General features: G+C 68.0%; 28 protein-coding genes, 1 tRNA gene and 1 riboswitch. Of the genes, 9 read left to right on the top strand and 20 right to left on the bottom strand.

The annotated features are described in order from the left end of the window. Positions 1–7: 7 nt before the first annotated feature. Together RX333_RS05020 and RX333_RS05015 are read right to left on the bottom strand one after the other, a co-directional pair. On the bottom strand, positions 8–1,645 hold the full coding sequence (locus RX333_RS05020; protein ID WP_316013827.1) for a DUF4166 domain-containing protein: 1,638 nt from the start codon (positions 1,643–1,645) through the stop codon (positions 8–10). After that, on the bottom strand, positions 1,642–2,085 hold the full coding sequence (locus tag RX333_RS05015) for a thiol-disulfide oxidoreductase DCC family protein (RefSeq protein ID WP_316013826.1): 444 nt from the start codon (positions 2,083–2,085) through the stop codon (positions 1,642–1,644). The genes RX333_RS05020 and RX333_RS05015 overlap by 4 nt, the downstream gene beginning before the upstream one ends. Positions 2,086–2,140: 55 nt before the next feature. Between RX333_RS05015 and RX333_RS05010 the strand changes: the two genes are divergently transcribed. After that, on the top strand, positions 2,141–2,959 hold the full coding sequence (locus RX333_RS05010; protein WP_316013825.1) for a mechanosensitive ion channel family protein: 819 nt from the start codon (positions 2,141–2,143) through the stop codon (positions 2,957–2,959). Beyond that, positions 2,956–3,651 (top strand): haloacid dehalogenase type II, encoded by a 696-nt coding sequence (locus RX333_RS05005; RefSeq protein ID WP_316013824.1) that lies wholly within the window; start codon positions 2,956–2,958, stop codon positions 3,649–3,651. The genes RX333_RS05010 and RX333_RS05005 overlap by 4 nt, the downstream gene beginning before the upstream one ends. Here RX333_RS05005 and RX333_RS05000 read toward each other — a convergent pair. After that, positions 3,641–4,846 (bottom strand): class I SAM-dependent RNA methyltransferase, encoded by a 1,206-nt coding sequence (locus RX333_RS05000; protein WP_316013823.1) that lies wholly within the window; start codon positions 4,844–4,846, stop codon positions 3,641–3,643. The genes RX333_RS05005 and RX333_RS05000 overlap by 11 nt on opposite strands. Before the next feature lie 76 nt (positions 4,847–4,922). Continuing rightward, positions 4,923–5,012, top strand: a riboswitch (glycine riboswitch). A gap of 193 nt (positions 5,013–5,205) precedes the next feature. On the opposite strand from RX333_RS05000, the gene gcvT reads away from it, so the two are divergent. From gcvT to RX333_RS04975, 5 genes are all read left to right on the top strand, one after another. Next, positions 5,206–6,288 (top strand): glycine cleavage system aminomethyltransferase GcvT, encoded by a 1,083-nt coding sequence (gene gcvT, locus RX333_RS04995; RefSeq protein WP_316013822.1) that lies wholly within the window; start codon positions 5,206–5,208, stop codon positions 6,286–6,288. A 3-nt stretch (positions 6,289–6,291) separates the two neighbouring features. Next, the gene (gene gcvH / locus RX333_RS04990; protein WP_316013821.1) at positions 6,292–6,657 is read left to right on the top strand and encodes a glycine cleavage system protein GcvH; all 366 of its coding nucleotides are present in this window, start codon (positions 6,292–6,294) and stop codon (positions 6,655–6,657) included. Between the two features lie 61 nt (positions 6,658–6,718). Further along, positions 6,719–9,556, top strand: coding sequence for an aminomethyl-transferring glycine dehydrogenase (gcvP, locus tag RX333_RS04985; RefSeq protein ID WP_316013903.1), 2,838 nt, complete (start codon positions 6,719–6,721; stop codon positions 9,554–9,556). Between the two features lie 104 nt (positions 9,557–9,660). After that, entirely contained in the window at positions 9,661–10,131 is a 471-nt protein-coding gene (locus RX333_RS04980) for a DNA starvation/stationary phase protection protein (RefSeq protein ID WP_316013820.1), read from the top strand. A gap of 19 nt (positions 10,132–10,150) precedes the next feature. Beyond that, positions 10,151–10,993, top strand: a complete 843-nt coding sequence (locus RX333_RS04975; protein WP_316013819.1) for a 1-acyl-sn-glycerol-3-phosphate acyltransferase — start codon at positions 10,151–10,153, stop codon at positions 10,991–10,993. A 13-nt stretch (positions 10,994–11,006) separates the two neighbouring features. Here the strand turns inward: RX333_RS04975 and RX333_RS04970 are convergent, their stop codons facing one another. The 17 genes from RX333_RS04970 to RX333_RS04890 all read right to left on the bottom strand — a co-directional run bounded on the left by RX333_RS04970 (position 11,007) and on the right by RX333_RS04890 (position 23,749). Beyond that, on the bottom strand, positions 11,007–11,357 hold the full coding sequence (locus tag RX333_RS04970) for a hypothetical protein (protein ID WP_316013818.1): 351 nt from the start codon (positions 11,355–11,357) through the stop codon (positions 11,007–11,009). A 3-nt stretch (positions 11,358–11,360) separates the two neighbouring features. Next, on the bottom strand, positions 11,361–11,696 hold the full coding sequence (locus RX333_RS04965; protein ID WP_316013817.1) for a glycine zipper domain-containing protein: 336 nt from the start codon (positions 11,694–11,696) through the stop codon (positions 11,361–11,363). 108 nt (positions 11,697–11,804) lie between these two features. Then, positions 11,805–11,881: transfer RNA gene (locus RX333_RS04960), tRNA-Met, on the bottom strand. A gap of 15 nt (positions 11,882–11,896) precedes the next feature. Continuing rightward, positions 11,897–12,244 carry a hypothetical protein gene (locus tag RX333_RS04955; protein WP_316013816.1) on the bottom strand — a complete coding sequence of 116 codons (348 nt, stop codon included), beginning with the start codon at positions 12,242–12,244 and terminating at the stop codon, positions 11,897–11,899. Continuing rightward, complete coding sequence (locus RX333_RS04950; protein WP_316013815.1) at positions 12,241–13,098, bottom strand: NAD(P)/FAD-dependent oxidoreductase; 858 nt, start codon at positions 13,096–13,098, stop codon at positions 12,241–12,243. The genes RX333_RS04955 and RX333_RS04950 overlap by 4 nt, the downstream gene beginning before the upstream one ends. An 82-nt stretch (positions 13,099–13,180) precedes the next feature. Then, positions 13,181–13,969, bottom strand: a complete 789-nt coding sequence (locus RX333_RS04945; protein WP_316013814.1) for a crotonase/enoyl-CoA hydratase family protein — start codon at positions 13,967–13,969, stop codon at positions 13,181–13,183. Next, positions 13,966–14,718: a hypothetical protein gene (locus RX333_RS04940; RefSeq protein ID WP_316013813.1), complete on the bottom strand. Its 753-nt coding sequence runs from the start codon at positions 14,716–14,718 to the stop codon at positions 13,966–13,968. The genes RX333_RS04945 and RX333_RS04940 overlap by 4 nt, the downstream gene beginning before the upstream one ends. 1 nt (position 14,719) lies before the next feature. After that, positions 14,720–15,574: a hydroxymethylglutaryl-CoA lyase gene (locus RX333_RS04935; RefSeq protein WP_316013812.1), complete on the bottom strand. Its 855-nt coding sequence runs from the start codon at positions 15,572–15,574 to the stop codon at positions 14,720–14,722. Then, positions 15,567–17,498, bottom strand: a complete 1,932-nt coding sequence (locus tag RX333_RS04930; RefSeq protein WP_316013811.1) for an acetyl/propionyl/methylcrotonyl-CoA carboxylase subunit alpha — start codon at positions 17,496–17,498, stop codon at positions 15,567–15,569. The genes RX333_RS04935 and RX333_RS04930 overlap by 8 nt, the downstream gene beginning before the upstream one ends. Before the next feature lie 120 nt (positions 17,499–17,618). Next, on the bottom strand, positions 17,619–18,116 hold the full coding sequence (locus tag RX333_RS04925) for an O-acetyl-ADP-ribose deacetylase (protein ID WP_316013810.1): 498 nt from the start codon (positions 18,114–18,116) through the stop codon (positions 17,619–17,621). Continuing rightward, on the bottom strand, positions 18,116–19,723 hold the full coding sequence (locus RX333_RS04920) for a carboxyl transferase domain-containing protein (protein WP_316013809.1): 1,608 nt from the start codon (positions 19,721–19,723) through the stop codon (positions 18,116–18,118). The genes RX333_RS04925 and RX333_RS04920 overlap by 1 nt, the downstream gene beginning before the upstream one ends. Then, complete coding sequence (locus tag RX333_RS04915; protein WP_316013808.1) at positions 19,720–20,580, bottom strand: EcsC family protein; 861 nt, start codon at positions 20,578–20,580, stop codon at positions 19,720–19,722. The genes RX333_RS04920 and RX333_RS04915 overlap by 4 nt, the downstream gene beginning before the upstream one ends. Beyond that, entirely contained in the window at positions 20,577–21,092 is a 516-nt protein-coding gene (locus RX333_RS04910; protein ID WP_316013807.1) for a lysozyme inhibitor LprI family protein, read from the bottom strand. The genes RX333_RS04915 and RX333_RS04910 overlap by 4 nt, the downstream gene beginning before the upstream one ends. Beyond that, complete coding sequence (locus tag RX333_RS04905; protein ID WP_316013806.1) at positions 21,079–21,519, bottom strand: hypothetical protein; 441 nt, start codon at positions 21,517–21,519, stop codon at positions 21,079–21,081. The genes RX333_RS04910 and RX333_RS04905 overlap by 14 nt, the downstream gene beginning before the upstream one ends. Further along, a complete protein-coding gene (locus RX333_RS04900; RefSeq protein WP_316013805.1) occupies positions 21,516–21,908 on the bottom strand; it encodes a DUF1622 domain-containing protein in 393 nt (130 codons plus the stop codon). Before RX333_RS04900 ends, RX333_RS04905 begins: the two co-directional genes overlap by 4 nt. 18 nt (positions 21,909–21,926) lie before the next feature. Next, positions 21,927–23,090, bottom strand: coding sequence for an isovaleryl-CoA dehydrogenase (locus tag RX333_RS04895; protein ID WP_316013804.1), 1,164 nt, complete (start codon positions 23,088–23,090; stop codon positions 21,927–21,929). Positions 23,091–23,131: 41 nt separating this feature from the next. Then, on the bottom strand, positions 23,132–23,749 hold the full coding sequence (locus RX333_RS04890; protein ID WP_316013803.1) for a DUF998 domain-containing protein: 618 nt from the start codon (positions 23,747–23,749) through the stop codon (positions 23,132–23,134). Positions 23,750–23,871: 122 nt separating this feature from the next. Here RX333_RS04890 and hisB point away from each other — a divergent pair, with 122 nt between their 5' ends. Beyond that, positions 23,872–24,459, top strand: a complete 588-nt coding sequence (gene hisB, locus RX333_RS04885) for an imidazoleglycerol-phosphate dehydratase HisB (RefSeq protein ID WP_316013802.1) — start codon at positions 23,872–23,874, stop codon at positions 24,457–24,459. Beyond that, on the top strand, positions 24,456–25,091 hold the full coding sequence (gene hisH / locus RX333_RS04880; protein ID WP_316013801.1) for an imidazole glycerol phosphate synthase subunit HisH: 636 nt from the start codon (positions 24,456–24,458) through the stop codon (positions 25,089–25,091). The genes hisB and hisH overlap by 4 nt, the downstream gene beginning before the upstream one ends. Positions 25,092–25,191 lie beyond the last annotated feature (100 nt).

Raw genomic sequence — 25,191 nt, 5'->3', positions numbered from 1 at the left:
GGTCGGTCTAGCGGTCCTGCGCGTCGAGGGCCAGAGCCTCGTCCATCGGGTCCAGCCAGCCGCGATAACGCACGACGCGCCCCAGTCCGAGCGGCAGGTCGAGGGCCACGTCGAAGGCCGCGCGCTGTCCGTCGAGATATTCGCGCGCGGTCGATCGCGGAAGTAGCGCACGCGGGATCGGGACCGGTCCGATCCGGCCAGCGGTGACGGGGAAGTGCAGTGCGCCGTCCGCGATATGCAAGCCGAGGGTGAAGGTGAACGGGCCGAACCGCTCCGTCATGCGGCCGTCGGAGACGCGGAGGTGGCTGCGGAACCGGTTGCCATCGAAGCTCCGCTCCCACCGCTCCCCGTCCCCATCGCGCTGCATTCGGACGGAGACACGGCTGTCGTGACCTGCGGACGGGAAGCGGAACAACCACGCGGCGAGACGGGCGAGCGGTGCTCTGCCGCGCTCCACCCGCGCGCGCCCGGTAAAGATGCGCCGGTCATGGACGGCGTGGAGGTCCCGGACAGGGGGCGGCAGAGCCTCGAGCTCAAGGTCGGCCACAGTCGCGAAGAGACGGGCCGGGCGCTCCGACTGACGGGTGCAGGTGATCTCGCGATCGGCCAGCGCGGCCTCCGCCGCATCCAGCGTCAGTTCGGCGAGGCAGGGCCGTGCACCGGGCGGCAGGGCGTCGAGGCGAGGGATCAGCGCCCGCGCCGGTATCGCGGGCACGAACGGCCCTTCACCCCGTTCGGCCAAGAGGTGCCAGCGCCGCTCGACAATCTTGCCCGCTCGGGGGCCGACGACGCGCACCACCATGCCGCCCCGATCGGAACCGAAGGGCGCGAAGAGCGCGGCGAGCGGCTGCAGGATGGGCAGGAAGCGGGTCAGACGCGGCAGCAAACCTCGCGCCCGTCCGGCGGAAAGCGCGGCGAGACCCGCGCGGAGCGGCCACAGCTCCAGTCCCGCGCGGAACAGGACCGTGCGGGCGTCGAAGGCTCGGGGAAAAAGGGAGAGGTCCGGCGCGCCGATCAGACGCGCACGCCGTGTCAGACCGGGGGCGAGGGTGAAGGGCGCGGGGTCGCTCCACCCCGTTGCAGTCTCGGTCCGCCCGTCACGATAGAGGACCATCGGCTCCCCTGCCTGTGCGAGGATGCTGCCCATCACGGCGCGTCCGCGCGGGGCGCGGTTCCCCGGCAGGATTGCGCTTTCGATGAGGTCGATTCGGTCTAGCCCCTCTGCCAGCGCATGTACCGCCGCCGCCGACAGGGCCGGGACGGAGGACACGCCCGACAGGGCGACGCGGCCCACCGCTTTCGCCTCCTCGTCGAGGGCCGCGATACCGGTGGTGAAGCCCGCATCATCGGACAGATCGAGATAATGCGCGCCCGCGCTCAGGGCAGCACGCGCTGCTCGGTAAGGATCGTCACCGGTCGCCTGGAACGGTCCCGAGGCATCCACCACCACCTCCACGCCCTCGAACGCGTCGAGCGGCCCGAACCGGTCGAGCGCGAGCGGCCTGCCGCCCCAGCGCCGACAGAACCGCCGCGCCTTGTCGATCGAACGGCCCGCGACGGTCACATCGTGCCCGTCCGCCAGCAGCAGCCGCGCCAGCCGCCCGCCGAAGACGCCGTAGCCCCCGAGGATCAGGACGCGGCTCATCCGATCAGGCGGGCCCGCAGCGCGGGATCGGGAAGCTCGCACATCTGCCGTCGCCCGAACAGGCGATAGCGGTTGCGCGCGATCCGACGGTAGAGCCAATCGCGCACGGGACGCGGCAGCACGCCCAGAACGCGGACGGCGTGGCCGATGCCGCCACAGGCGCGTCCCGCCGCTATGAAGCCGTCCATGCCCGTCGTCGCGCGTCCGGGTTCCAGGAAAAGCCAGCTTTCGGGATCGGCGGGATCGAGGCCGTGACGTCTCATGAGGGAGGTGCCAAGCGCGCTCGACACCGTGCAGATGCGGATCTCTCCCGATCTGTCGTGCCGGGCGATCATGCGCGCACCTTGCGAGCACAGCGCGCAATCCCCGTCCATGACCGCCAGCCGGGTGATGCCCGTCGGCAGGCCGGGTTCGCTCATCCAGTCGCTTGCCAGAATCATCGTTGACCTCCGGTGCATGTCTATCCGGACGCCCGCCGCTTTGCATCTGCGCGGAATGCGGCATATTGCAACGCGAGACGTGACGGAGGACGACATGGCCTGGTGGCTGGAACTGATATTCGACGTGCTGGTGGCCGGGGTGATCGCGGTCGTCGCCTTCATCCTCGGAAGCTTCGTGAAGGCGCAGATCCGGCGGATCGGACGGACGCATGCGCGGTTCGACGAGACGCTGTTCAACTTCCTCGGGACCGTCGCGCGCTATGCGGTGCTGACCTTCGCGGCGATCTTCATCCTCGCGCGGTTCGGGATCCAGACGGCCTCTCTCGTCGCCGTCATCGGTGCCGCCGGTCTGGCGATCGGGCTGGCCTTGCAAGGCACGCTGTCGAACCTCGCCTCGGGTCTGATGCTGCTGGCCTTCCGGCCGTTCAAGGTGGGCGACTACGTCAACGCGGGCGGAGAGGGCGGCACCGTCACCGATATCAGCCTGTTCACGACCGAACTGACGACGCCCGACAACGTGCAGATCTTCGTGCCCAACAGCGATATCTGGTCGGGGCCGATCCACAACTACTCCGCCCACGAAGACCGGCGCATCGACCTGACCATCGGCGTGGGCTACGACGCCGACCTCAAGAAGGCCGAGACCGTGATCCGCGAAGTTTTGGGCGAGGAACTGCGCATCCACGACGACCGGCCGATCTTCGTCAAGGTGATGAACCTCGGCGACAGCTCGGTCGATTTCGAGGTGCGGGTCTGGGTCGCGCGGGCCGACTATCTCGACGTGAAATGCGCCCTGTTGCAGGAGATCAAGGTGGCGCTCGACGAGAACGGCATCGACATCCCCTTCCCCACCCGCACCGTGGTGCAGGCATGACCCCGCGCGCCTGCCTCTTCGACGTGTTCGGCACGTTGACCGACTGGCGCAGCGGCATCGCCAAGGCGGTGGAGGACGTTCTGGGCTGGCGCGTCGCCGATCCGCATCGCTTCGCCGACCTGTGGCGGGCGGAGTACCAGCCGGGGATGGAGCGGGTGCGCGCGGGCGGTCGGGACTACGCCTCGCTCGACGTGCTGCATCTGGAAAACCTGGATCGGGTGCTTGAGGCCGAGCATGTCGTGGCCGAAGAGCAGGAGCGGCATGCGCTCAACGCCGCCTGGTCCGCGCTGCCTGCCTGGCCCGACACGGGCGACGTGCTCGCGCAGATCCGGCGGGCCGTGCCCTGCGCCCCCTGCTCCAACGGCTCGATCGCGATGATGATCGGGATCGCACGGGCGAACGGGCTGGTTTGGGATGCGATCCTGGGGGCGGAGCTCGCCCGAAACTACAAGCCGCAGCCCGAGGTCTATCGTGCGAGCGCGGCGGCGCTGGGGCTCGAGCCGGGCGAGGTGATGATGGTCGCCGCGCATAACGACGACCTCGCCGCGGCGCGCGAGGCGGGGCTGATGACCGGCTTCTTCCCGCGTCCGACCGAGCACGGGCCGGGACAGACCCGCGACCTGGAGCCGACGGACGATTGGGACATCGCGGAGCCCGATCTGGCGACCCTGGCGAGCCGGATCAGCGGGTGAACAGCGCGCTGATCTCGATATGCGGGGACCAGCGGAACTGGTCGATCACCCGCAGTTCGCGAAGGCCGTAGCCACCGTTCACCAACATCTGCGCATCGCGCGCGAAGGTGACGGGGTTGCAGGACACGAAGGCGATGCGGGCGACCTTGCTCGCCGCCAGCTCTTCCGCCTGATGGGCAGCCCCCGCGCGCGGGGGATCGAGGACCACAGCGTCGAACCGCTCCAGCTCCGACTGCAGCAGGGGGCGCCGAAAGAGGTCCCGCACCTCGGTCGTCAGCCCGTGCAGGCCGGTCGTGCGCCGCCAGGCGGTATCGACGGCGGCGAGCATGTCGGCTTCTGCCTCCACCGCGTGAATCTCGGCCCCGTCGAGCAGCGGCAGGGTGAACGTCCCGCAGCCGGCGAAGAGGTCGGCGATCCGCCTGCCCTTGCCGACCGCCGCCTTCACGGTCGCGATCAGCGCCGCCTGTCCCTGTGGGGTCGCCTGCAGGAACGCGCCGGGCGGCGGGACCAGCAGCGCGCGGCCCATTCGCTGTTCGGGCGGGCGGCGGGTCGCGATGGCCTCGCCGTTCCAGGTCAGGCGGGCGAGGTCGTGCGCCTCGGCGATTGCGACAAGGTCCGGCAGCATCTTCGCATCGAGCGCCTGTGCCTCGCGCACATCCACATCCGACCCGGCGAGGCTGGCGGTCACCGACAGCCGCACGACACCGGTACGAGACGCGCCGATCAGCGTCAGCGCCTCGAGGGCCGGGACGGCGGCGAGAATGGACGGATCGCAGACCGGGCATTCCTCGATCGCGATCAACGTGTCGGACGCGCGCTGGTGGAACCCGACCAACGCTCCCTTGCGCGTCCGACGCCCCCCGAAGGTCGCGCGCCGCCGCATACCCGCAGGCGAGGTCGCCACGCCCTTCACCGGAGCATCGAGGCCGCGCGCCGCCAGCGCCTGGCGCACGATATCGACCTTCCATTCCGCCGCGAAGGCATCGGAGGCATGTTGCACCGCGCAGCCGCCGCAAGTGCCGAAATGACGGCAGACAGGGGTGACGCGCGCAGGCGAAGGCCGCAAGACCTCGGCCGGATCGGTCGTCGTCACCGCCTCACCCGGCAGAGTGAAGGGAATGAAGATATCGCGCCCCTCATGGGTGGCGATCCCGTCGCCCTGGTGGCCCAGCCTGTCGATCGTCACGGTGCTCATGGGCGCGGACATATCCCGCCGCGCCGCGGTGCGCAGCAAAATTCTTGTCAGGCGACGCGCTCCGATCTAACATATGCGACGTCCCACGGGGAGAATGCGGCATCGCCGCTGCCGAAGGAGCAACCGCCCCGGAAACTCTCAGGCCGACCGGACCGGTGGGATGACGACACACTCTGGAGAGAGGCGCGGACGCGCCCGCCGACGGGATAACGATCTCAGGCGAAAGGACAGAGGGGGCATCGGACGCCGCACGATGGATTGCGGCCGGATGCTATGAGGGGCCTCGCCATGACCCGATTCGACCGCCCGATGCCGATGACGCGCCGGAGTATTTGCGCCAATCCGAAGGAGGCCTCGGCATGAGCGATTTGCGCCGTACCCCGCTGCACGATCTCCACCTGCGCCTGGGTGGCAAGATGGTGCCCTTCGCCGGGTGGGAGATGCCGGTCCAGTACCCGATGGGCGTGATGCAGGAGCATCTGCACACGCGCGAGAAAGCCGGTCTGTTCGACGTCAGCCATATGGCGCAGCTGCGTCTCGACGGGCCGGACCGGGTCGCGGCATTGGAGCGGTTGATGCCGGTCAACGTCGCCGAACTGAAACCGGGCCGGCAGCGCTACGGCCTGCTGACGGCGGCGGATGGCGGCATCCTCGACGATCTGATGTTCGCGAACATGGGCGACTGGCATTACGTCGTGGTCAACGCCGCGCGGGCCGATCACGACATTCCGCACATCTCGGCCGAAACCTCGGTCACGCGGATCGACCGCGCGCTGCTGGCGCTGCAGGGACCGGGAGCGGAGGCGGCGCTTGCCGCACTCAACGGCGCGGTGCGCGACATGCGGTTCATGGACGCGCGCGTCCTGCCGCTGATCGAAGGCGACTGCATCGTCACCCGCTCCGGCTATACCGGCGAGGACGGATTCGAGATTTCGGTCGCGAAGGACGAGGCGGAGACGCTGGCCGAGGCCTTGCTGGAGCAGGAGGGCGTCGCGCCCGTCGGCCTTGGCGCACGCGACAGTCTGCGGCTCGAGGCGGGGCTCTGCCTCTATGGCAACGATATCGACGCGGAGACCAATCCGGTCGAGGCCGATCTCGCCTGGGCCATGCAGAAGCGGCGGCGCGAGGAGGGTGGTTTCGCCGGGGACGCGGTGATCCAGTCCGCCTTGCGCGATGGCCCGAAGCGGCGGCGCGTCGGCCTGCGGCCCGAGGGGCGCGCGCCGATCCGGCAGGGCACGACCCTGCATATCCGCCCCGACGGCGCGCCGATCGGCATGGTCACGTCCGGCAGCTTCGGCCCCAGCGTCGGCGGGCCGGTCGCGATGGGCTACGTGCCCGCCGACATGGCGCCCGGCGATACCCTTTTCGCGCATCTGCGCGGGCGCTACGTGCCTGTCGCGATCGCGGATCTTCCCTTCGTACCCCATCGTTTCAAGAGGTAGGACATGGCCCTCAAATATACCGAAGAGCATGAATGGCTGCGGCTGGACGGCGACGAGGTCGTCGTCGGCATCACCGAACACGCGCAGGCGCAACTCGGCGATCTCGTCTTCGTCGAACTGCCCGAGCCGGGCACCAAGGTCGCCAAGGATGACGAGATCGTGGTGATCGAGAGCGTCAAGGCCGCCTCCGACATCATGGCCCCGCTCGACGGCGAGATCACGGAGGTGAACGACAAAATCGTCGAGACCCCGAGCCTGGTGAACGAGGACCCGCTGGAGGATGGCTGGTTCTTCCGCATGAAACTCGACGATCCGTCCGAGCTCGACGGGCTGATGGACGAGGACGCCTACAAGAAGTTCATCGGCTGAGCCGACCCCTTCCCACCCCGGACGCGCGCGTCCGGGGCACATCATGACCGGACCCGTTGCGATGCCCTATACCCCTACCGACTACGCCCCCTATGATTTCGCCAATCGCCGCCATATCGGGCCCTCGCCGGAGGAAATGGCCGAGATGCTGGAGGTGCTGGGCGCGGACAGCCTCGACGCACTGATCGACCGGATCGTGCCGGAGGGCATCCGCCAGCAGGACCCGCTGGAGATCGGCGCGGCGCTGTCCGAGCAGGAGGCGCTGCGGGCGCTGCGCGGCTTCGCCTCGCGCAACACGGTCAAGCGCAGCCTGATCGGTCAGGGCTATCATGGCACGGTCACACCGCCGGTCATCGCGCGCAATATCTTCGAGAACCCGGCCTGGTACACGGCTTACACCCCCTACCAGCCCGAGATCAGCCAAGGGCGGCTGGAGGCGCTGCTGAACTACCAGACCATGATCGCCGACCTGACGGGGCTGGAGATCGCCAATGCCTCGCTGCTCGACGAGGCGACGGCGGCGGCCGAGGCGATGGCGCTGGCGCAGCGGGCGGGCAAGTCGAAGGCGACGGCCTTTTTCGTCGATCACCACTGCCACCCGCAGACCATCGACGTGATCCGTACGCGGGCCGAGCCGTTGGGCTGGGAGGTGATCGTCGGCGATCCCTTCGCGGACCTCGACGCGGAGGCGGTGTTCGGCGCGATCTTCCAGTATCCCGGCACGCACGGGCATTGCCACGACTTCGGTGAGGTCATCGAGCGGCTGCACGCGGCGAAGGCCCTGGCCGTCGTCGCCGCCGACCCGCTGGCGCTGTGCCTGCTGAAATCGCCGGGCGAGATGGGTGCGGACATCGCCATCGGCAACACGCAGCGCTTCGGCGTGCCGCTCGGGGCGGGCGGACCGCACGCCGCCTACATGGCCTGCCGCGACGCCTACAAGCGCTCGATGCCCGGCCGGATCGTGGGCGTGTCCATCGACGCGAGGGGAAACAAGGCCTATCGCCTCGCCCTGCAGACACGCGAGCAGCACATCCGGCGAGAGAAGGCGACCTCGAACGTCTGCACCGCGCAGGCGCTGCTGGCCGTGATGGCGAGCATGTACGCGGTGTTCCACGGGCCGTCCGGCCTGCGGGCCATCGCGCAGAAGGTGCACCTGAAGGCCGCGCGCCTCGCCTCCGCGCTGGAGGCGGCGGGCTACGCCATCGTGCCTGAAACCTTCTTCGACACCATCACCGTCGAGGTCGGCGCCGCGCGCGAGGCGATCCTGCGCGCCGCCTGCGAGGCGGGTCTGAACCTGAGCCGCGTCGGCGATACGCAGATCGGCATCGCGCTGGACGAGGCGGTCTGGGACAGTGAGATCGCCACGCTGATCGAGGTGTTCGGCGGCAAGGACGGTGAGGCCGACTACCGACTGCCCGAGGCGCTGATCCGGCAGTCCGACTACCTCACCCACCCTACCTTTCACCACAACCGGGCCGAGGCGGAGATGACCCGCTACATGCGCCGTCTCGCCGACCGTGACCTCGCGCTCGACCGCGCGATGATCCCGCTCGGCTCCTGCACGATGAAGCTGAACGCGACGGCGGAGATGATGGCGGTCAGCTGGCCGGAATTCGCCGACATCCACCCCTTCGCCCCGGCCGACCAGCGGCTCGGCTACGCGGCCCTGATCGAGGATCTGAGCGACAAGCTCTGCGCGATCACCGGCTATGACGCGATCTCGATGCAGCCCAATTCCGGCGCACAGGGGGAATATGCGGGCCTCCTGACCATCCGCGCCTATCACGCGGCCAATGGCGACGATCAGCGGGACGTCTGCCTGATCCCGGTCAACGCGCACGGCACCAATCCCGCCTCCGCCCAGATGGTCGGCATGAAGGTCGTCGTCGTGAAATGCACCGAGCGCGGCGATATCGACGTCGAGGATTTCCGCGCCAAGGCCGAGGAGGCGGGAGACCGCCTCGCCGCCTGCATGATCACCTACCCCTCCACCCACGGCGTGTTCGAGGAGACGGTGACGGAGGTCTGCGAGATCACCCACGCGCATGGCGGGCAGGTCTATCTCGACGGGGCCAACCTCAACGCGATGGTGGGTCTCAGCCAGCCGGGCAAGATCGGCGCAGATGTCAGCCACCTGAACCTGCACAAGACGTTCTGCATCCCGCATGGCGGCGGCGGTCCAGGCATGGGGCCGATCGGTGTGCGCGCGCATCTCGCACCGCACTTGCCGGGCCATGTGAACGAGGGCGGCTCGGGCGCGGTGAGTGCCGCGACCTTCGGCTCGCCCTCTCTGCTGCCGATCAGCTGGGCCTATTGCGCCATGATGGGGGGAGAGGGGCTGACGCAGGCAACCAAGGTCGCGATCCTCAGCGCCAACTACATCGCCAAGCGTCTGGAGGGCGCCTATGACGTGCTCTATCGCGGCACCTCCGGCCATGTCGCGCATGAGTGCATCATCGACACTCGCCCGCTGAAGGACGCGGCGGGCGTCAGCGTCGATGATGTCGCGAAGCGCCTGATCGACAACGGCTTCCACGCGCCGACGATGAGCTGGCCGGTCGCGGGCACGCTGATGATCGAGCCGACCGAGAGCGAGCCGAAGGCCGAGCTTGATCGCTTCATCGCCGCCATGCTTTCGATCCGGGAGGAGGCGCGCGCCATCGAGGACGGCACGCTGGACCGGGATAACAACCCGCTCGCCCACGCGCCGCACACGATGGAAGACCTCGTAGGCGACTGGGATCGGCCCTACAGCCGGGAACAAGCTTGTTTCCCCGCGGGCGCGTTCCGGGTCGACAAGTACTGGGCGCCTGTCAATCGCGTCGACAACGCCTATGGCGATCGGAACCTCGTCTGCGCGTGCCCGCCGCTCGACGCCTATCAAGAGGCCGCGGAGTAATCGGAACCGGCGTTCTCGTGTCACGTTGCCATCTGGGCGGGTGTTGATCCGGCGGGTCGACACCCTACCTTGGAATTATTCTAAACTTCCTATGGAGCAATCCGATGGCCGATACTGCACATGAATTGAACACGAACGAGAAGACCGCGATCGTCGAGGGGCTGCACAACGCGCTCGCCGATACCTCGGTCACCACGATGAAGGCGCAATTCTATCATTGGAACGTGACCGGCCCCGAATTCGGCTCGCTCCATGCGCTGTTCGAGGAAATCTACGGCGATCATTTCGCCGGGCAGGATGACATCGCCGAGCGGATCCGCGCTCTGGGAGATTATTCCGAGGGCAGCTACAAGCAGTTCTTGGAACGCTCCAATATCGAGGAGGCGACCAAGGTCCTGCCCGCGCTCGAAATGGTCGAGGACCTCGCCAAGGCGCAGGAAACCGTCGCCGCGGGCCTGCGCGAGCTTGCCGATCTCGCGACCGAGCAGCGCGACCCGCTGACCGAGGACCTCGCCATCGAACGCGGCCGCATCCATGAGAAATTCGCCTGGATGCTGCGTGCGCACCTGACCTGATCATGGCAGGATCGCGGGCATGACATTGCGTGCCCGCGACCTGACCTATGCCTCCATCGCGCGCGGGCCGCTGGGCCGCGCGACGATCCGCGTGGTGGAGAACCTGACCGGGCGGATCGCGGTTCTGAGACGTCTCGCGCGATTGCCTGCGGCGCTCGACCGGCAACCGGACATCTGGCTGGCGCTCCCCGACCTTTTCGGATTGTCGATCAGGATCACCGGCGAGGAGGTGCCGTCGCACGGGCCCCTGCTCGTCATCGCGAACCATCCCTTCGGCCTCGCCGATTCGCTGGCCGTGGGGCACTTGCTGGCGAGGACCGGGCGACCGTTCCACATCGTCGCTAACGAAGTCTTCCTGGCCGCCCCGCCGATCCGCGACGTCATCCTGCCGATCAGCTTCGACAAGAGCCGCGAAGGGCAGGCCCGCAATCTCGCCACCCGTCGAACTGCGACACGCATCCTGAGCGAGGGCGGTGTGGTCGCCGTCTTTCCCGCCGGGGCGACCGAAAGCTCACCGACCCCCGGCACCCCGCCCGCCGAGGGCCGGTGGAGCCATTTCACGGGCAAGCTGGTCCGGTCCGCGCGGCCGACCATCCTGCCGCTGCATGTCGCGGGCCATCATGGGCAGATGTTTCACCGGGCGGGCTTCGTGCATCCCAATCTGCGCCACGCGCTTCAGATCGGCAGCTTCGCCCGTCAGATGGACGGACCGATCCACGTGACCGTGGGCAAGCCATTGGACGGTGCGAGCCTGTCGCACCGCTTTGCACATATGCCCGATCTGACGGAACATCTGCGACAGGCTGTCCTGGCGCTGGCCTCGCAGCCGATCGACCCCGCGCGGGTCGGCCACCGGTTCTGACGGCGATCCGCCCCTACCTGCGAACGGCGCGCCCGATCTGTGTCCCCGCAACATAGGCTGCGAGCAGGCTGGGCACCAAACCGCCCGCGGGTGCCGCCACGGGGGCGACGGGGGGAACCAGCACTGGCGCGGGACGGCGGGGCCGGCCCAGGACCAGGATCGCGGCCCCGATGATCGCGAAGATCAGCGCGAAGACCAGATTGGTGCCCACCGCGCCATAACGCGCCGCCGCCCAGATCCAGACCGCCGAAAACCCGAACAGCAGCGCGAGCAGCAGGAAGAACCCGCCGAGGATCGCGCCGACGGCGCGCCGCCGTTTGATCTCGAGCGTCGCGCCGAGACGTGAGACTGCCGCCAGCAGCATGGCTTATTTCCGGCCGCTGAGCAGCCCGATCACGAGGCCGATGCCCGCCGCGATCGCGAGTGCCGCGCCGGGGCGCTCCCGCACCGCACGCTCCGCCTCGCCGGTCAGGCGGGTCAGCTCGTCCTGCGCGGAATTGGCCGCATCGACGCCCTGCTGCTTGAGCAGTTGCGCGCGCAGCTCGACCTCTTCCTTCGCGCTGGTGGCCTTTTCCTTGCCCAGCTTGGTGATCGTGTCGGTCAGGGCCGCGATATCGGCCTTGAGCGCATCGACCTGCTTGGCCAGATCATCCGTGCTCTTGGTCGTGGTTGCGGGGGCCGGGTTCGAACCGCTCTGTGCCATGCGAAATCTCCTTCGCGAAATTCGGGATGTGTTTCCCGTCGCCATTTAGGACCCGCGCGCTGCGTTCCAAGTCCACAACGTCGATCGTTCCGGAGAAGAGGGGGGTTGTGGTGGCGGGGGGGAGACTTGAACTCCCGACCTCGCGATTATGAGTCGCGCGCTCTAACCAGCTGAGCTACCCAGCCACAACGGGTGCTGACTTATCCGCGGGGCGCGGGGGCGTCAAGCGCGTTCGGCGCATTGGCATGTCCGATCGCCTGCCTGACCCGAGGCCGGTTCAGGCCGGGCAGGTCGGCCGCGCCTTCCAGCACCGCCTCCCCCAGTTCCAGCGCGTCCTCCAGGACCGAATCGGGCAGGATCGCGGCATCGATGGTTTCGCCCTTGCCGACCCGCTGCCCGGTGATGGCGCTGAGCAGGATGTCCCCGAGGGGCGTGTCGTTCGAGACCGGCCAATGGCGGGACCGCGCGGCGTGCGGCAGGCGCCGCTCGACCATTTGTTCCCAGTCGGCGCGGAGGGTTGCGAAACGCGGATCGTCGAGAGGGCTCATGTCAGCATCTCCTTTGCAAGGGCACGACCGCTCAGCACGGCATCGCCCGCAGTATCCCCAAGGCACCAGTCACCCGCCACGCCGATGGCGGCCTCTGGATCCCACAGGCACGGCGCGTCGAGTGGGGTACGGGTGCGCGCGTAGAGCCAGCGATGTATCGCCAGATAGTGGGCTCCGCCGGCATCGGTCACCGTCCGGAACGCCTGCCACAACAGGTCACGCACGACGTCGCGCGCGGTATCGACATTGTCGGCCGACCAGGCGGCATCGGCCTGCACGACCCAGCGTTCGGGATCGCTTCCACCCTGCCGCCGTGCGACATGGCCGTCGCCCAGTTGGATGACATCGCGATCGGTCCCGGTCCGGCAAGCGGCCATCAGGGTCCACTGAGGCCGCATCTCGGCGGCGATCTCGAACGCGACATCCTCCGGCAGCAGCGCTTTCGCCTGTGCTGGCGGGATGCAGATGCCCAGCCGGTCGGCGTGCCGCGTGGAGCCATCCTCGAAGGAGAGCGACCAGCAGGCATCTTCCCGAGTGATGCCAGTGATCTTCGCGGACTGCGTCACGTCCAGCCCCTCGGCCATCGACCGGGGCAGCGCGTTCGCCACCGGGGCCGGGTTCACCGCCTCCGCGCCCGATGAGAGAGTGGCGGCGTGAATCGAGATGAAATCTGCAGGAAGGCCGTGCAGCATCGCGGCACCGTGATCGAACGTCCCGGCCTCGCTGGTCCGCGTCGAAACGCGGCCACCGGGCGCACGGCCCTTGTCGAACACCTGCACGGCAAGGCCGTCGTCGTGCAGCACGCGTGCGCAGCTCAGCCCTGCCAGACCCGCCCCCACGATCGCGACATTCATGACTGCTCTCCGCAACGCCACTTCGATTAAGAAAGATGGAGCGCTGCGACTACTTGCAAAGGGATCAGTTCGGTCTTTGCATCTATTTCGGCGACCAGACGGGTTTGCGCCGGTCGAAGAAGGCAGCGATTCCCTCGCGCGCCTCCTCGCCCTCCCACGCATCTGCGAGCCGCTCGACCGACATCGCGATGACGTCCTCGTCGATGCGCGGGCCGAGCGCGCGGGCCAGTGCCTTGGCCTCGGCGACCGCGCCGGGGGCGGCGGACAGGTAGGGTCGGACCTCGGCCTCCACCGCCGCATCCAGCTCCTCTCCGGAAACAGCGGAGGCGATCAGATCGAGTCGCACGGCTTCGGCCGCATCGAACCGGCGGGCCGACATGAAGACTCGGCGCGCCTTGCCCTCGCCCATCCTGGCCAGGACGTAGGGCGAGATCGTCGCAGGGATCAGACCCAGCCGGGTCTCGGTCAGCCCGAACATCGCGTGATCCGCCGCAACGGCCACGTCGCAGACCGCCATCAGGCCGACACCGCCGCCGAAGGCCTGCCCGTTGATCCGGCCGATCAAGGGCTTGGGCATCGTGTTGAGCGCACCCAGCATCGCCGCCAGCCGACCCGCCTCCGCGATGCGGTCTGCGCGATCGGCATCGAACTGCGCGCGCATCCAACCCAGATCGCCGCCGGCGCAGAAGCTCTCGCCCGCCCCGGTCAGGACAACCGCGCGCACATCCTCATCCGCGCCAAGCTGGTGCGCCGCCTCCGACAACTCGCCGATCATCGCGGCGGACATGGCGTTGTGCTTTTCCGCCCGGTCCAGCATCAGCGTTGCGACACCGCGATCGTCGGTGGAGAGGTTCAGCGTCTCCCAGCTCATGCGGCGCAGTCCGGCAAGTCGGCGTCGCGCTGCCGGATCAGACCGTCGACACTCATCCGTGCGCGGACGCTCGATCGCCATTGGGCCTCGGGGATCAGGGCGGCGAGCGGTGTGCCAAGCTGCATCAAGCCCGCATGACCTCCGATCGCCTCGTAGAGCGCGTCCAGACAGGCTGGTGCACAGTCGGATCCGCAGCGCGCCCGCAGGATAGCCGCATCGGGATCGTCCATCAGGTCGAGCTCCGGCACCGGAGGAGCCATGGGTGCCCGCCCCGCGATCGAGGGCAGGAGGTCCGGCACCAGTTCGACGCTGCGCGCGACCAGATCGAACTTCTCTCGCTTCGCCTGCGCGCGCAGGGCCTCGCGCGCCAGGCGGATTTCTCCCATGTCCCAGAACCGCATCACCGTGTCGGGCTGGGTATCGACCGTGTCGAGGTCGAGCAGCAGCGGCACCAACGGGTCGTCGCTGGCGCCCAGCCAGGACGTGCCCGACACGCCGATTGGCTGGCGCCAGAGGGCGATCCGCTCCTCACGATCCAGTGCGAGCGTGTCCTCGCCGTGAAGCTCGGACATGTGCTCCACCACGCCGAGGAACAGCCGCGCCCAACTGTCGCCGAGCTCGGCCTGCGCCGCGATCTCGCGCAGGGCGGGCAGTTCCTCCCCCGCCAGCCAGCGCTCGATCGGGTCGTCCTGCGCCTGTGCCTGGGCGATCCCCGCCCACAGCATGACCATCATCAGCAAACGCACCATCTCAACTCTCCCTCAAACTGCGCGCAAAGTTCCCCGCTCGGGCCAGCGCGTCCGCGTCCACGCCCGTCTCGAACCCCTGCGCGGCAAGATGGGCCACGACCGCCTCGCTTGCCACATTTCCCGATGCCCCCGGTGCGTAGGGACAGCCGCCGAGGCCCCCGACCGCAGCGTCGAAGACCCGCACGCCCTTGGCCAGGCTCGCGTCGATATTGGCGAGTGCCTGCCCGTCCGTGTCATGGAAGTGGCCTGCCAGCCTGTCCGCGGGCACCGCCTCCAGCACGGCGTCCAGCATGTAGGCGACCGAACGCGGCGTTCCCTTTCCGATCGTATCGCCGAGGCTGACCTCGTAGACCCCCATCTCCGCCAGCGCGCGCGCCATCAGCGCCGTATCGTGCGGCGCGACCGGGCCGTCGAACGGGCAGTCGGTGACGCAAGAAACATAGCCGCGCACCGGCAAGCCCGCCTCCCGTGCGGCCGCCACGACGGGCCGGATCCGGTCGAGGCTCTCGGCCCGCGTGGCGTTGATATTGGCCTTGCTGAACCCTTCGGAAGCCGAGACGAAGACCGCCACCTCATCCGCCTGCGCCGCCCGCGCGCCCTCGAGCCCGCGCATGTTCGGGGTCAGCACGGCGTAGCGGATTGCGCCGTGGCGATGGATGCCCGCCATCACCTCGGCCGCATCGGCCATCTGCGGCACCCATTTGGGGCTGACGAAGCTCGTCACCTCGATATGCTTCAGACCCGTGGCCGACAGCATGTCGACCAGCTTGACCTTGTCCGCCGCAGGGATCAGGCGCTTCTCGTTCTGCAGCCCGTCGCGCGGGCCGACCTCGAACAGGCGGACACGCTCAGCCATCCTCGGGCTCCAGTCGCAGCAGGATGTCGCCGTCGCCGACCTGCCGTCCGACCGCGGCGGCCAGTTCCGCGACGGTGCCGTCGCGCGGGGCGGTCAAAGTGTGTTCCATCTTCATCGCTTCCATGACGATAAGGGCCGCGCCCTTCTCGACCTCGGCGCCCGCCTCGACATGCACGGCCTTGACGAGACCGGGCATCGGCGCGACCAGCACGTCGCCCCCAGCCCCTTCCTCGCCCGCCCGCAGCGGATCGTGGCGCAGGAACCGGTGCGGCACGGCAGCGGAGAAGAGCGTGGCCATATCCCCATCCACCGCGACGAGGAACCTACCCGCGGAGCTGGCGACCTCGAAGCCGTCGCGGCGCAAGTCGCGCATCGCGACGGTCACGCCCGCGACCTCCACATCGACCGCGCCTTGGCCGAGCACTGTGATCCGCGCCTCGTAGCCGTCCATCGCCAGCGTCTGCACCAGCGGAGTCCACAGGTGGAAACCGGCCCGCGGCGGCATCGTGTCGAGACAGGCGAGCGCCACCGCCGCCGTCGCGATCATTTCCGGCGTGGGCTCGGGTACCGAGGTCAGCGCCTCCGCATCGCGGGCGATCAGGCCGGTATCGACCTCTCCCGCCGCGAAGCCGTCATGCCGCGTCAGCGCCGCGAGGAAGGGCAGGTTCGTCACCGACCCGGCCACCACCGTCCGCTCCAGCGCATCACGCAACGCGCCGAGCGCCACGGCCCGCGTGGGTCCGTGCGTCACGATCTTCGCGATCATCGGGTCGTAGAACGGCGTGATCTCGTCGCCCGCCCGGACCCCGCTATCGGCGCGCACCCCGTCGGGGAAGTGCAGCGCGCTGAGCGTGCCGGTCGCGGGCAGGAAGTCGTTGGCCGCATCCTCGGCATAGAGCCGCGCCTCGAAGGCATGACCGTTGAGCGGAACCTCCTCCTGCACCATAGGCAGGGGCTCGCCGCTCGCCACCCGCAATTGCCATTCCACGAGGTCGAGACCCGTGATCGCCTCCGTCACCGGATGCTCGACCTGGAGGCGGGTATTCATCTCCATGAACCAGAAGCCATCGGGCCGCAGTCCGTCCGAGCCGTCCACGATGAATTCTACCGTGCCCGCGCCGGAATAGCCGATCGCCTCCGCCGCGCGTACCGCGGCCGCCCCCATCGCGGCGCGTACCTCCTCGGTCATGCCGGGGGCGGGTGCCTCCTCGATCACCTTTTGGTGGCGGCGCTGCAAAGAGCAGTCGCGCTCGTAGAGGTGGATGGCCGTCGTGCCGTCGCCGAAGACCTGCATCTCGATATGCCGGGGCGTGGTGATCCATTTCTCGATCAGGACCGCCGGGTCGCCGAAGCTCGCCTGCCCCTCCCGCTGCGCGCCTTCCAGCGCCGCGCGGAACTGCGCTGGATCGTCGACCTTGCGCATCCCCTTGCCGCCGCCGCCCGCGCGCGCCTTGATGAGCACGGGATAGCCGATCTTCTCCGCCTCGGCGGCGAGGAAATCCGGGTCCTGCTCCTCCCCGTGATAGCCGGGGACGACGGGGACGCCCGCCTCCTCCATCAGCTTCTTGGCGGCGTCCTTGAGGCCCATCGCCCGGATCGCCTTCGCGCTCGGCCCGATGAAGGTAAGCCCCGCCGCCTCCACCGCCTCGACGAAATCGGGGTTCTCGCTGAGGAAGCCATAGCCGGGATGGATCGCCTGCGCGCCCGTCTCGCGCGCGGCGGCGATGATCGCGTCGCCCTTGAGGTAGCTTTCGGAGACCGGCGGCGGGCCGAGCCGCACGGCCTCGTCGGCCATCGCGACGTGCTTGGAGTGCGCATCCGCGTCCGAATGGACGGCGACGGTGCGTACGCCCATCCGACGACAGGTCTCGATGACCCGGCAGGCGATCTCGCCCCGGTTGGCGATGAGGATCTTAGTGAACATGTCGGCACCGCTTGCAACAGGAGTTGAACGTCCGCCCTGCCCGAGACGAGCGTATCATCGGTGCGACGCAGCGTTCGGGGGCCGCCCAGCATTCTACCGGGCGGAAGATCGCCATGGCTGTCATTCCGCAGATTCCTCCAGCGCCAGTTCGATTTGACGAGCCGTCTTACGCTCTACCGCGACGAGCTTCACCTCAAGGTCCACCCCTGCGGCGATTATCGTCGATACCGCGATCCTTGCTGCGATATCGGATGGAAATGCATAAGCACCTGTCGAGATTGCCGGCAAAGCGATGCTTTTACATCCCGACACTTCGGCAAGCGCCAGGCTGCTTTCATAGCACCTCGCCAAAACTTCTTTCTCGCCCGCATCGCCGCCCCGCCAGATCGGTCCGACGGTATGAATGACATGTTTGGCACGTAGATTGTGACCGCCGGTGATTTTTGCGGCGCCCGGTTCACAGCCGCCGAGTCCGCGACATTCCTCCAAAAGCCCGGGACCCGCGGCACGATGGATTGCACCGTCTACGCCACCTCCACCCAGAAGACTGCTATTGGCGGCATTTACGATCGCGTCGACGTCGAGCGTAGTGATATCCGCGCGGACCATTTCAATCATCACATCCGAAACACGCCGAAGCGCGTCTCCTCGATCGGGGCGTTCAGACAGGCCCGCAAGCTCAGCGCCAGCACGTCGCGGGTCTTTTCCGGCGGGATCACGCCGTCGTCCCACAACCGGGCGGAGGCATAGAGCGGGTGCGACTGCTCCTCGAACTGGTCGCGGATCGGCTGACGGAAGGCCTGTTCCTCCTCCTCCGACCAATCCCCGCCCTTTCGCTCGATCCCCTCGCGGCGCACGGTGGCGAGAACGCCGGAGGCCTGCTCACCCCCCATCACGGAGATCCGCGAATTGGGCCAGGTCCACAGGAAGCGCGGGGAAAAGCCCCGACCCGCCATGCCGTAGTTCCCGGCCCCGAAAGAGCCGCCGACCAGTACGGTGATCTTCGGCACCCTGGTCGTCGCCACAGCCGTCACCAGCTTGGCCCCGTGGCGGGCGATCCCCTCGTTCTCGTATTTCCGGCCGACCATGAAGCCGGTGATGTTCTGCAGAAAGATCAGCGGAATCTTCCGCTGGCTGCACAGCTCCACGAAATGCGCGCCCTTCTGTGCGGCCTCGGAAAACAGCACACCGTTGTTGGCGATGATCCCGACCGGGCAGCCTTCGATATGCGCGAAGCCGCAAACCAGCGTATTGCCGAACCGCGCCTTGAACTCGTCGAAGCGGGAGCCGTCGACGATGCGCGCGATCACCTCGCGGATGTCGTAGGGCGTGGTCAGGCTCGCGGGCACGACACCGGTGATCCCCGCCGGGTCGAGCGCGGGCGGCTCGGGTTCGGCCCACTCGACGGTGACGGGGGGCATCATATTGAGATTCGCCACTGCCTCGCGCGCCAGCGCCAGAGCGTGAGCGTCATCCTCGGCGAGGTAGTCGGCCACGCCCGACAGCCGGGTGTGCACGTCGCCTCCGCCCAGGTCCTCGGCACTCACCACCTCGCCCGTCGCGGCCTTCACCAAGGGCGGTCCGGCAAGAAAGATCGTCCCCTGCTCCTTCACGATGATGGTCACGTCCGACATGGCGGGCACATAGGCCCCGCCGGCGGTGCACGAGCCCATGACGACGGCGATCTGCGGGATGCCCGCCGCGCTCATGTTGGCCTGGTTGAAGAAGATGCGCCCGAAATGATCGCGATCGGGGAACACCTCGTCCTGGTTCGGCAGATTCGCGCCGCCCGAGTCGACGAGGTAGAGGCAGGGCAGACGGTTCTGCTCCGCGATCTCCTGCGCGCGCAGGTGCTTCTTGACGGTCATCGGGTAGTAGGTGCCGCCCTTCACCGTCGCATCGTTGCTGAGGATCATGCACTGACGCCCGGCGATCTGCCCGATCCCGGCGATCACCCCCGCGCAGGGGGCCGCGCCGTCATACATGCCATGCGCGGCCGTCGCGCCAACCTCCAGAAACTGTGAGCCGGGGTCGAGCAGGTTGGCGATGCGCTCGCGCGGCAGCATCTTTCCGCGGCTCACGTGCCGCTCCCGTGCCCTCTCGCCTCCACCCGCGGCGGCGGCACGCGCGGCCTCGGCGATCTCGGCGGCGGCGGCGGCATGGGCCGCGCGATTGGCCTCGAACGCCTCGCTGCCGGGGATCGCCTGTGTCGTCAGTCGGCTCAAACCGTGCTCCCTTCCAATCCGTCGCTCTCCGCCGTCTCCGCATAGCCGCGGGTCGAGAGCCAGCGTTCGCGATAGGCGTATTTCGCGGCCAGAGCGACGTCGCTGAGGAACGCCGCGTTCACCGTCGCCCCGATCACGGCACCGAAGAGCGGCACGAGTTGCCCTGCCTTGCGCTGGCCGAGATTGACGCCCAACTGCTCGGCCACCTTGCGGATCGCCGCGACGCTGGCCGTGCCCGGCCCGCCCATCTGCGCGATCGCCTTGTAATCGCCATCCTGGATCGCCTCGGGCGAGTTGATCCGGTCGACGAAGCGCAGTGCGCGCTCCTTCTGCTCCCGATCGTTGGCCCCCGCCAGCGACAGCACGTTGAGCACGAAGGCCCGCTCCGCCTCACCGCTCTCGCCGAAGCCGTAGGCGAGGCCGACCGCCCGTGCCGTGCGCATGGCGAGCGTGATCGAGGTCGGCACGTCCACGACCAGTCCGATGCCGCCCGCGGCCCCCGCGGCACCGCCCGAGGTCATGCCGTAGCCGATAGCCCAGCGGCGCGCGACATCCGCCGCCTCGTCGCAGGCCGCGAGATCCGAGAAATCGTGGTCCACCAGCGCACGGCGCAGGGTCAGGTTCGCGGCCATGTTGGCGCCGGTCAGCACCAGCTCGATCGCCTCGACCGGGATCAGGCGGGAGGCGAGCCAACCGGCGGGCCGCGTCACCGACCGGGCGAAGCGCGGCAGGATCGCGGGTTTCTCCGCGCGATATGCCGATTGCTCGGCTATGATCGCGCGCAGCCGCTCCGCACCGATGCCGCGTTCGGGCTGATCCGGCACGGTCTCTCCGGTCGAGGTCACAAGTTCGCTCATCGCACCAACTCCACCGCCTTGAGGTCGAGCGCCTGCTCGGCCGTTTCATCCATCAGGCATGCGAGCGCCGCCGGTCCCTGCCCTGTGCCGCCGTCCCATTGCACCGCCTCGAAGGCGCAGCGTGCGTCGCGGAAAGCGATCCACTCGCGCTGCATTGCCCGCAGCGCGTCCTCCAGCGGCGTGGCTCCGTCGTTCCGCCCCGCGTCCCTTCGCTCGGCCGCGTCGACCAGCCGAGAATATTCGGAGTTGAGCAGCTGGTCCCACTCCGACAGCTCCCGGTCGGTGCAGCCGCCCATCGCGACCGTCGAATGGCCGCCCGGCGTATCGCGCATGCAGCGCGAGGACGCCTCGCCGATACACGACCGCTGGGCATCGCGATCCGTGCCCGCATCCGTCAGGCAGTCCGCCACGAATCCGTCGGGATAGGTCAGGTCCTGCGCCGGGGCAGCCCCACCGCAGACGATCGCCGTGACCAGAAGTCCCCTTCGCAAGGGGCGATTACTCAGCGGCATCGTCCGTCTCCGCCGCTTCGGCCAGGGCTGCGTCGAGCGTCGCGAGTTGCTCCACCGCCGCATCGCGCAGGCACAAAGGCCCCTCGCCCTCGCAGCTCTCGGCCGTCTCGCGTGCCCAGTCGGATTGGCCTTCCGCGATCGCGACAGCCCCTTCGGCGAGGTCCCGGTCGGACGAGGCGATCTGCTGCAGGCTGACATAGCGCTGCTCGATCAGAACCTGCCAGGCTTCGGCCTCGCGCCGCGCGCAGCGCTCGCCCTCGGCGACCTTGCAGGCCTGCTCGATCAGACCGACGCAGCTGTCGCGCTCCTCCTCGGTGGCGAGGCATTCGGACAGGACTAGCCCGTCCTCCTGCGCGATCTCGTCCTGCGCGGCGGCGGGCGCCGCGATCAGCATCGTGGCCATCAGGCCGGTCGTGAGCAGTCTCATTCCTTCACCTCCGTCGCTTCCATCCGCAGCTCGCGAATTTCCCTGTCGAGGAAGAAGCTAATGGCGGAACGGATCACGACCAGCAGGCCGAGGAACAACAGGTCCTCCAGCTTGAGGCTCAGCGCCGTGTGGATGATGTCCGAGACGATCAGCAGTTCGAGCCCGGCGAGGATGTAGCGCCCCAGCTCCTGCCGCTCGTGGTTGATGCCCTGCACGCGCACGGCCTCGACCCGTGCCAATTCCGCGCGAACGAACCCCAGCACGAAGCGGGTCGCACCGATCAGCATCAGCCCGATGGACAGGATGTCGATCAGCGCGGCGGACCATTCCAGCGCCTCCACAAGCCAGTGCAGGTGGGCATGGAGGACGCCGGCGTCCTGTTCGGTCATGTCCTCCATCGCCATGCCTTACGCCGTCGCCTTCATCAGCTCGCGCCCGCACAACATCCGACGGATCTCGGAGGTGCCCGCGCCGATCTCCATCAGCTTGGCATCGCGCATGATCCGCGCCAGCGGAGAGTCGTTGAGGAAGCCGGCGCCGCCCAACGCCTGCACGCCCTGGATCGCCTGCAACATCGCCTGTTCCGAACAGTAGAGAACGCAGGCCGCCGCATCCTGACGCGTCACCTGCCCCCGGTCGCAGGCTGCGGCCACTGCATAGAGATAGGCCCGCGCCGTGTTCATCGCGGTATAGAGATCAGCGATCTTGCCCTGCATCAGCTGGAAGTCGCCGATGCGCTGCCCGAACTGCTTGCGCTCGTGCATGTAGGGCATCACGTGGTCGAGGATCGCGTGCATCAGCCCCACGCCGATGCCCGACAGCACCACCCGCTCGTAGTCGAGGCCGGACATCAGCACGCGGGCGCCCTTGCCCTCCTCGCCCAAGATGTTCTCGTAGGGCACCTCGACATCCTCGAAGATCAGCTCCGCCGTATCCGAGCCGCGCATCCCCAGCTTGTCGAAATGCGGCCCGACCGAGAAGCCCGTCATGTCCCGCTCGATCAGGAAGGCGGTGATGCCCTTGGCCCCCGCCTCCGGATCGGTCTTCGCATATACCACTAGCGTCGAGGCCTGCGGCGAGTTGGTGATCCAGTACTTGTTGCCGTTCAGCACGAAGCGGTCGTTGCGCTTTTCCGCCTTCAGGCTCATCGACACGACGTCCGACCCGGCCCCGGCCTCGGACATGGCGAGGCTGCCGACATGCTCGCCCGAGATCAGCTTCGGCAGGTATTTCGCCTTCTGCTCCGCATTGCCGTTCAGCGCGATCTGGTTCACGCAGAGGTTGGAATGCGCGCCGTAGCTGAGGCTGACGCTGGCGCTGGCGCGCGCGATCTCCTCCACCGCGACGCAATGGGCGAGATAACCCATGCCCGCGCCGCCGTCCTCCTCCGGCACGGTGATGCCGAGCAGGCCGAGCTCTCCCATCTCCTGCCACAGCTCCTCGGGAAATTCGTTCTTCCGGTCGATCTCCGCCGCCATCGGCGCGACGCGGTCCTGCGCCCAGCGATGCACCATGTCGCGCAGGGCCTCGATATCCTCGCCCAGCGCGAAGTTCATGGATGCGTTGAACATGACGTCCTCCCAGACCGGTTTTCAGTTATATGAACACATGTTCATTTCTCTGGCAAGCCTTCGGACCCTCGCACCGCCCAGGCGGCCAATCCCAGCCAGACCATCGTGATGACACCGATCCCGCGCTCCCACAGGCCGTCCCACCCATCGGGCATCAGGAAGAAGATGATCGAGCCGACGGCCCACAGCCCCGCGCAGACGTAGCTTGCGACCTTCAGGCCGGGCTTCAGCCTCTCCAGCCCCTCGGCCATCGCAACCATCGTGACGCTGAACAGCAGGCCCAGCGCGATGACGAGATAGAGGTGAATGACGACACCATCGCTGTCGCGGTCGCCATATTCGTTGCGCGCCCCGATCACGACGACGATCGCCGCGAGGACGGAGAGGGAAAACGTCCCGATCAGCCACCCATGCTCGCCACGATGGATATGGGCGGCAGCCAGGGCCAAGGCCATGATCCCGGCGGCGTAACCGTAGAGCGCCACATCCTGCACGATCTCCCACCGTCCGGCCGCCAGATCGCTGATCGTGTCCGCGATCCAGTCATGCCCGGGCACGAGGATCGATCCGACGACGTTGCCGACCATCAACGCGACAATCCCCAGCCAGGTCAAAACCGCGCAAAGCCTCGTCAGCCGGTCGTCGGTGCGTTGTTCCAAGAGATGGTCCCCGAGTTTGTCGAAAGCCAACCTGTCGCGACCGCCTTCCGTTCCCGACGGCGCCACTTTCCTTGCACAGGGCCCCGCTCTATAACCGGCGCGACCGCGAGGGGGAGAGCACGATGCGCAAGGCCACCATCACCCGCAAGACCGCCGAAACCGACATCCGCGTCGAGATCGACCTCGATGGGACCGGGCGATACGACAATCGCACGGGGGTCGGCTTCTTCGACCACATGCTCGACCAGCTGGCCCGCCATGCGCTGATCGACATGAGCGTGACCTGCGAGGGCGATCTGCATATCGACGACCACCACACGGTGGAAGATGTGGGCATCGCGCTCGGCCAGGCTTTGACACAGGCGATGGGCGACAAGCGGGGGATCGTGCGCTACGGCTCCTGCCTCCTGCCGATGGACGACGCGCTGGTGCGGGCGGCGCTGGACCTGTCGGGACGTCCCTACCTGGTCTGGAAGGTCGCCTTCACCGCGCCGCAGATCAAGACGTTCGACACCGAGCTGGTGCGCGAATTCTTTCAAGGATTCTCGACACATGGCGGGATCACCCTGCATGTCGAGGCGCTGGACGGGATCAACGCGCACCACGTCGCCGAGGCCGCCTTCAAGGCCGTTGCCCGCGCCCTGCGCGATGCGCTGGAGACCGATCCGCGCAAGTCCGATGCGATTCCGTCGACGAAGGGGATGCTGTGAGCTGCGCGATCATCGATTACGAGAGCGGGAATCTGCACTCGGTCCAGAAGAGCTTCGAGCGGATGCGGCGGGAAGTCGGGGGGCCGGAGATCCTCGTGACCTCCGATCCCGATGCGGTGCGGCGGGCGGAGCGGATCGTGCTGCCGGGTGTGGGCGCGTTCGCGGATTGCCGCAGGGGGCTGGAGGCCGTGGATGGCATGGAGGAGGCGCTGGCCGATCGCGTCGGCGCGGGCGTGCCGTTCCTGGGAATTTGCGTGGGAATGCAACTGCTTGCGACCGTGGGCCGCGAGTTCGGGGATACGCCCGGCCTCGGCCTCGTGCCCGGTGAGGTGGTGCAGATGCAGCCCTCGGACCCGACGCTGAAGGTGCCGCATATGGGCTGGAACGAGCTGGTGATCGACCGGGCGCATACGGTTCTGGAGGGGATCGACAGCGGCGATCACGCCTATTTCGTGCACTCGTTCCACATGCTGCCCGCGGAACCGGAAGATCGGCTGGCACATGTCGAGTACGGAGGCGATGTGACGGCCGCCATCGCCAAAGGCAATGTCATCGGCACGCAGTTCCACCCGGAGAAGAGCCAGAAGACCGGGCTGCGCCTGATCGGCAATTTCCTGAACTGGGCGCCCTGAAACCCGCGAAAACGCGTGTCTGCGATGCGTATGCACCCCGTATGGAATGCGTATGGCGAGTAAATGGCTCAGGTATTGCCCCGCCGGACGCCTCCGGCGG

Origin of the sequence: Roseobacter sp. HKCCA0434 (assembly GCF_032464675.1) — a bacterium.
In the GTDB taxonomy this organism is placed as follows: domain Bacteria; phylum Pseudomonadota; class Alphaproteobacteria; order Rhodobacterales; family Rhodobacteraceae; genus Pontivivens.
This window is presented reverse-complemented; position numbering and strand designations above follow the sequence as displayed.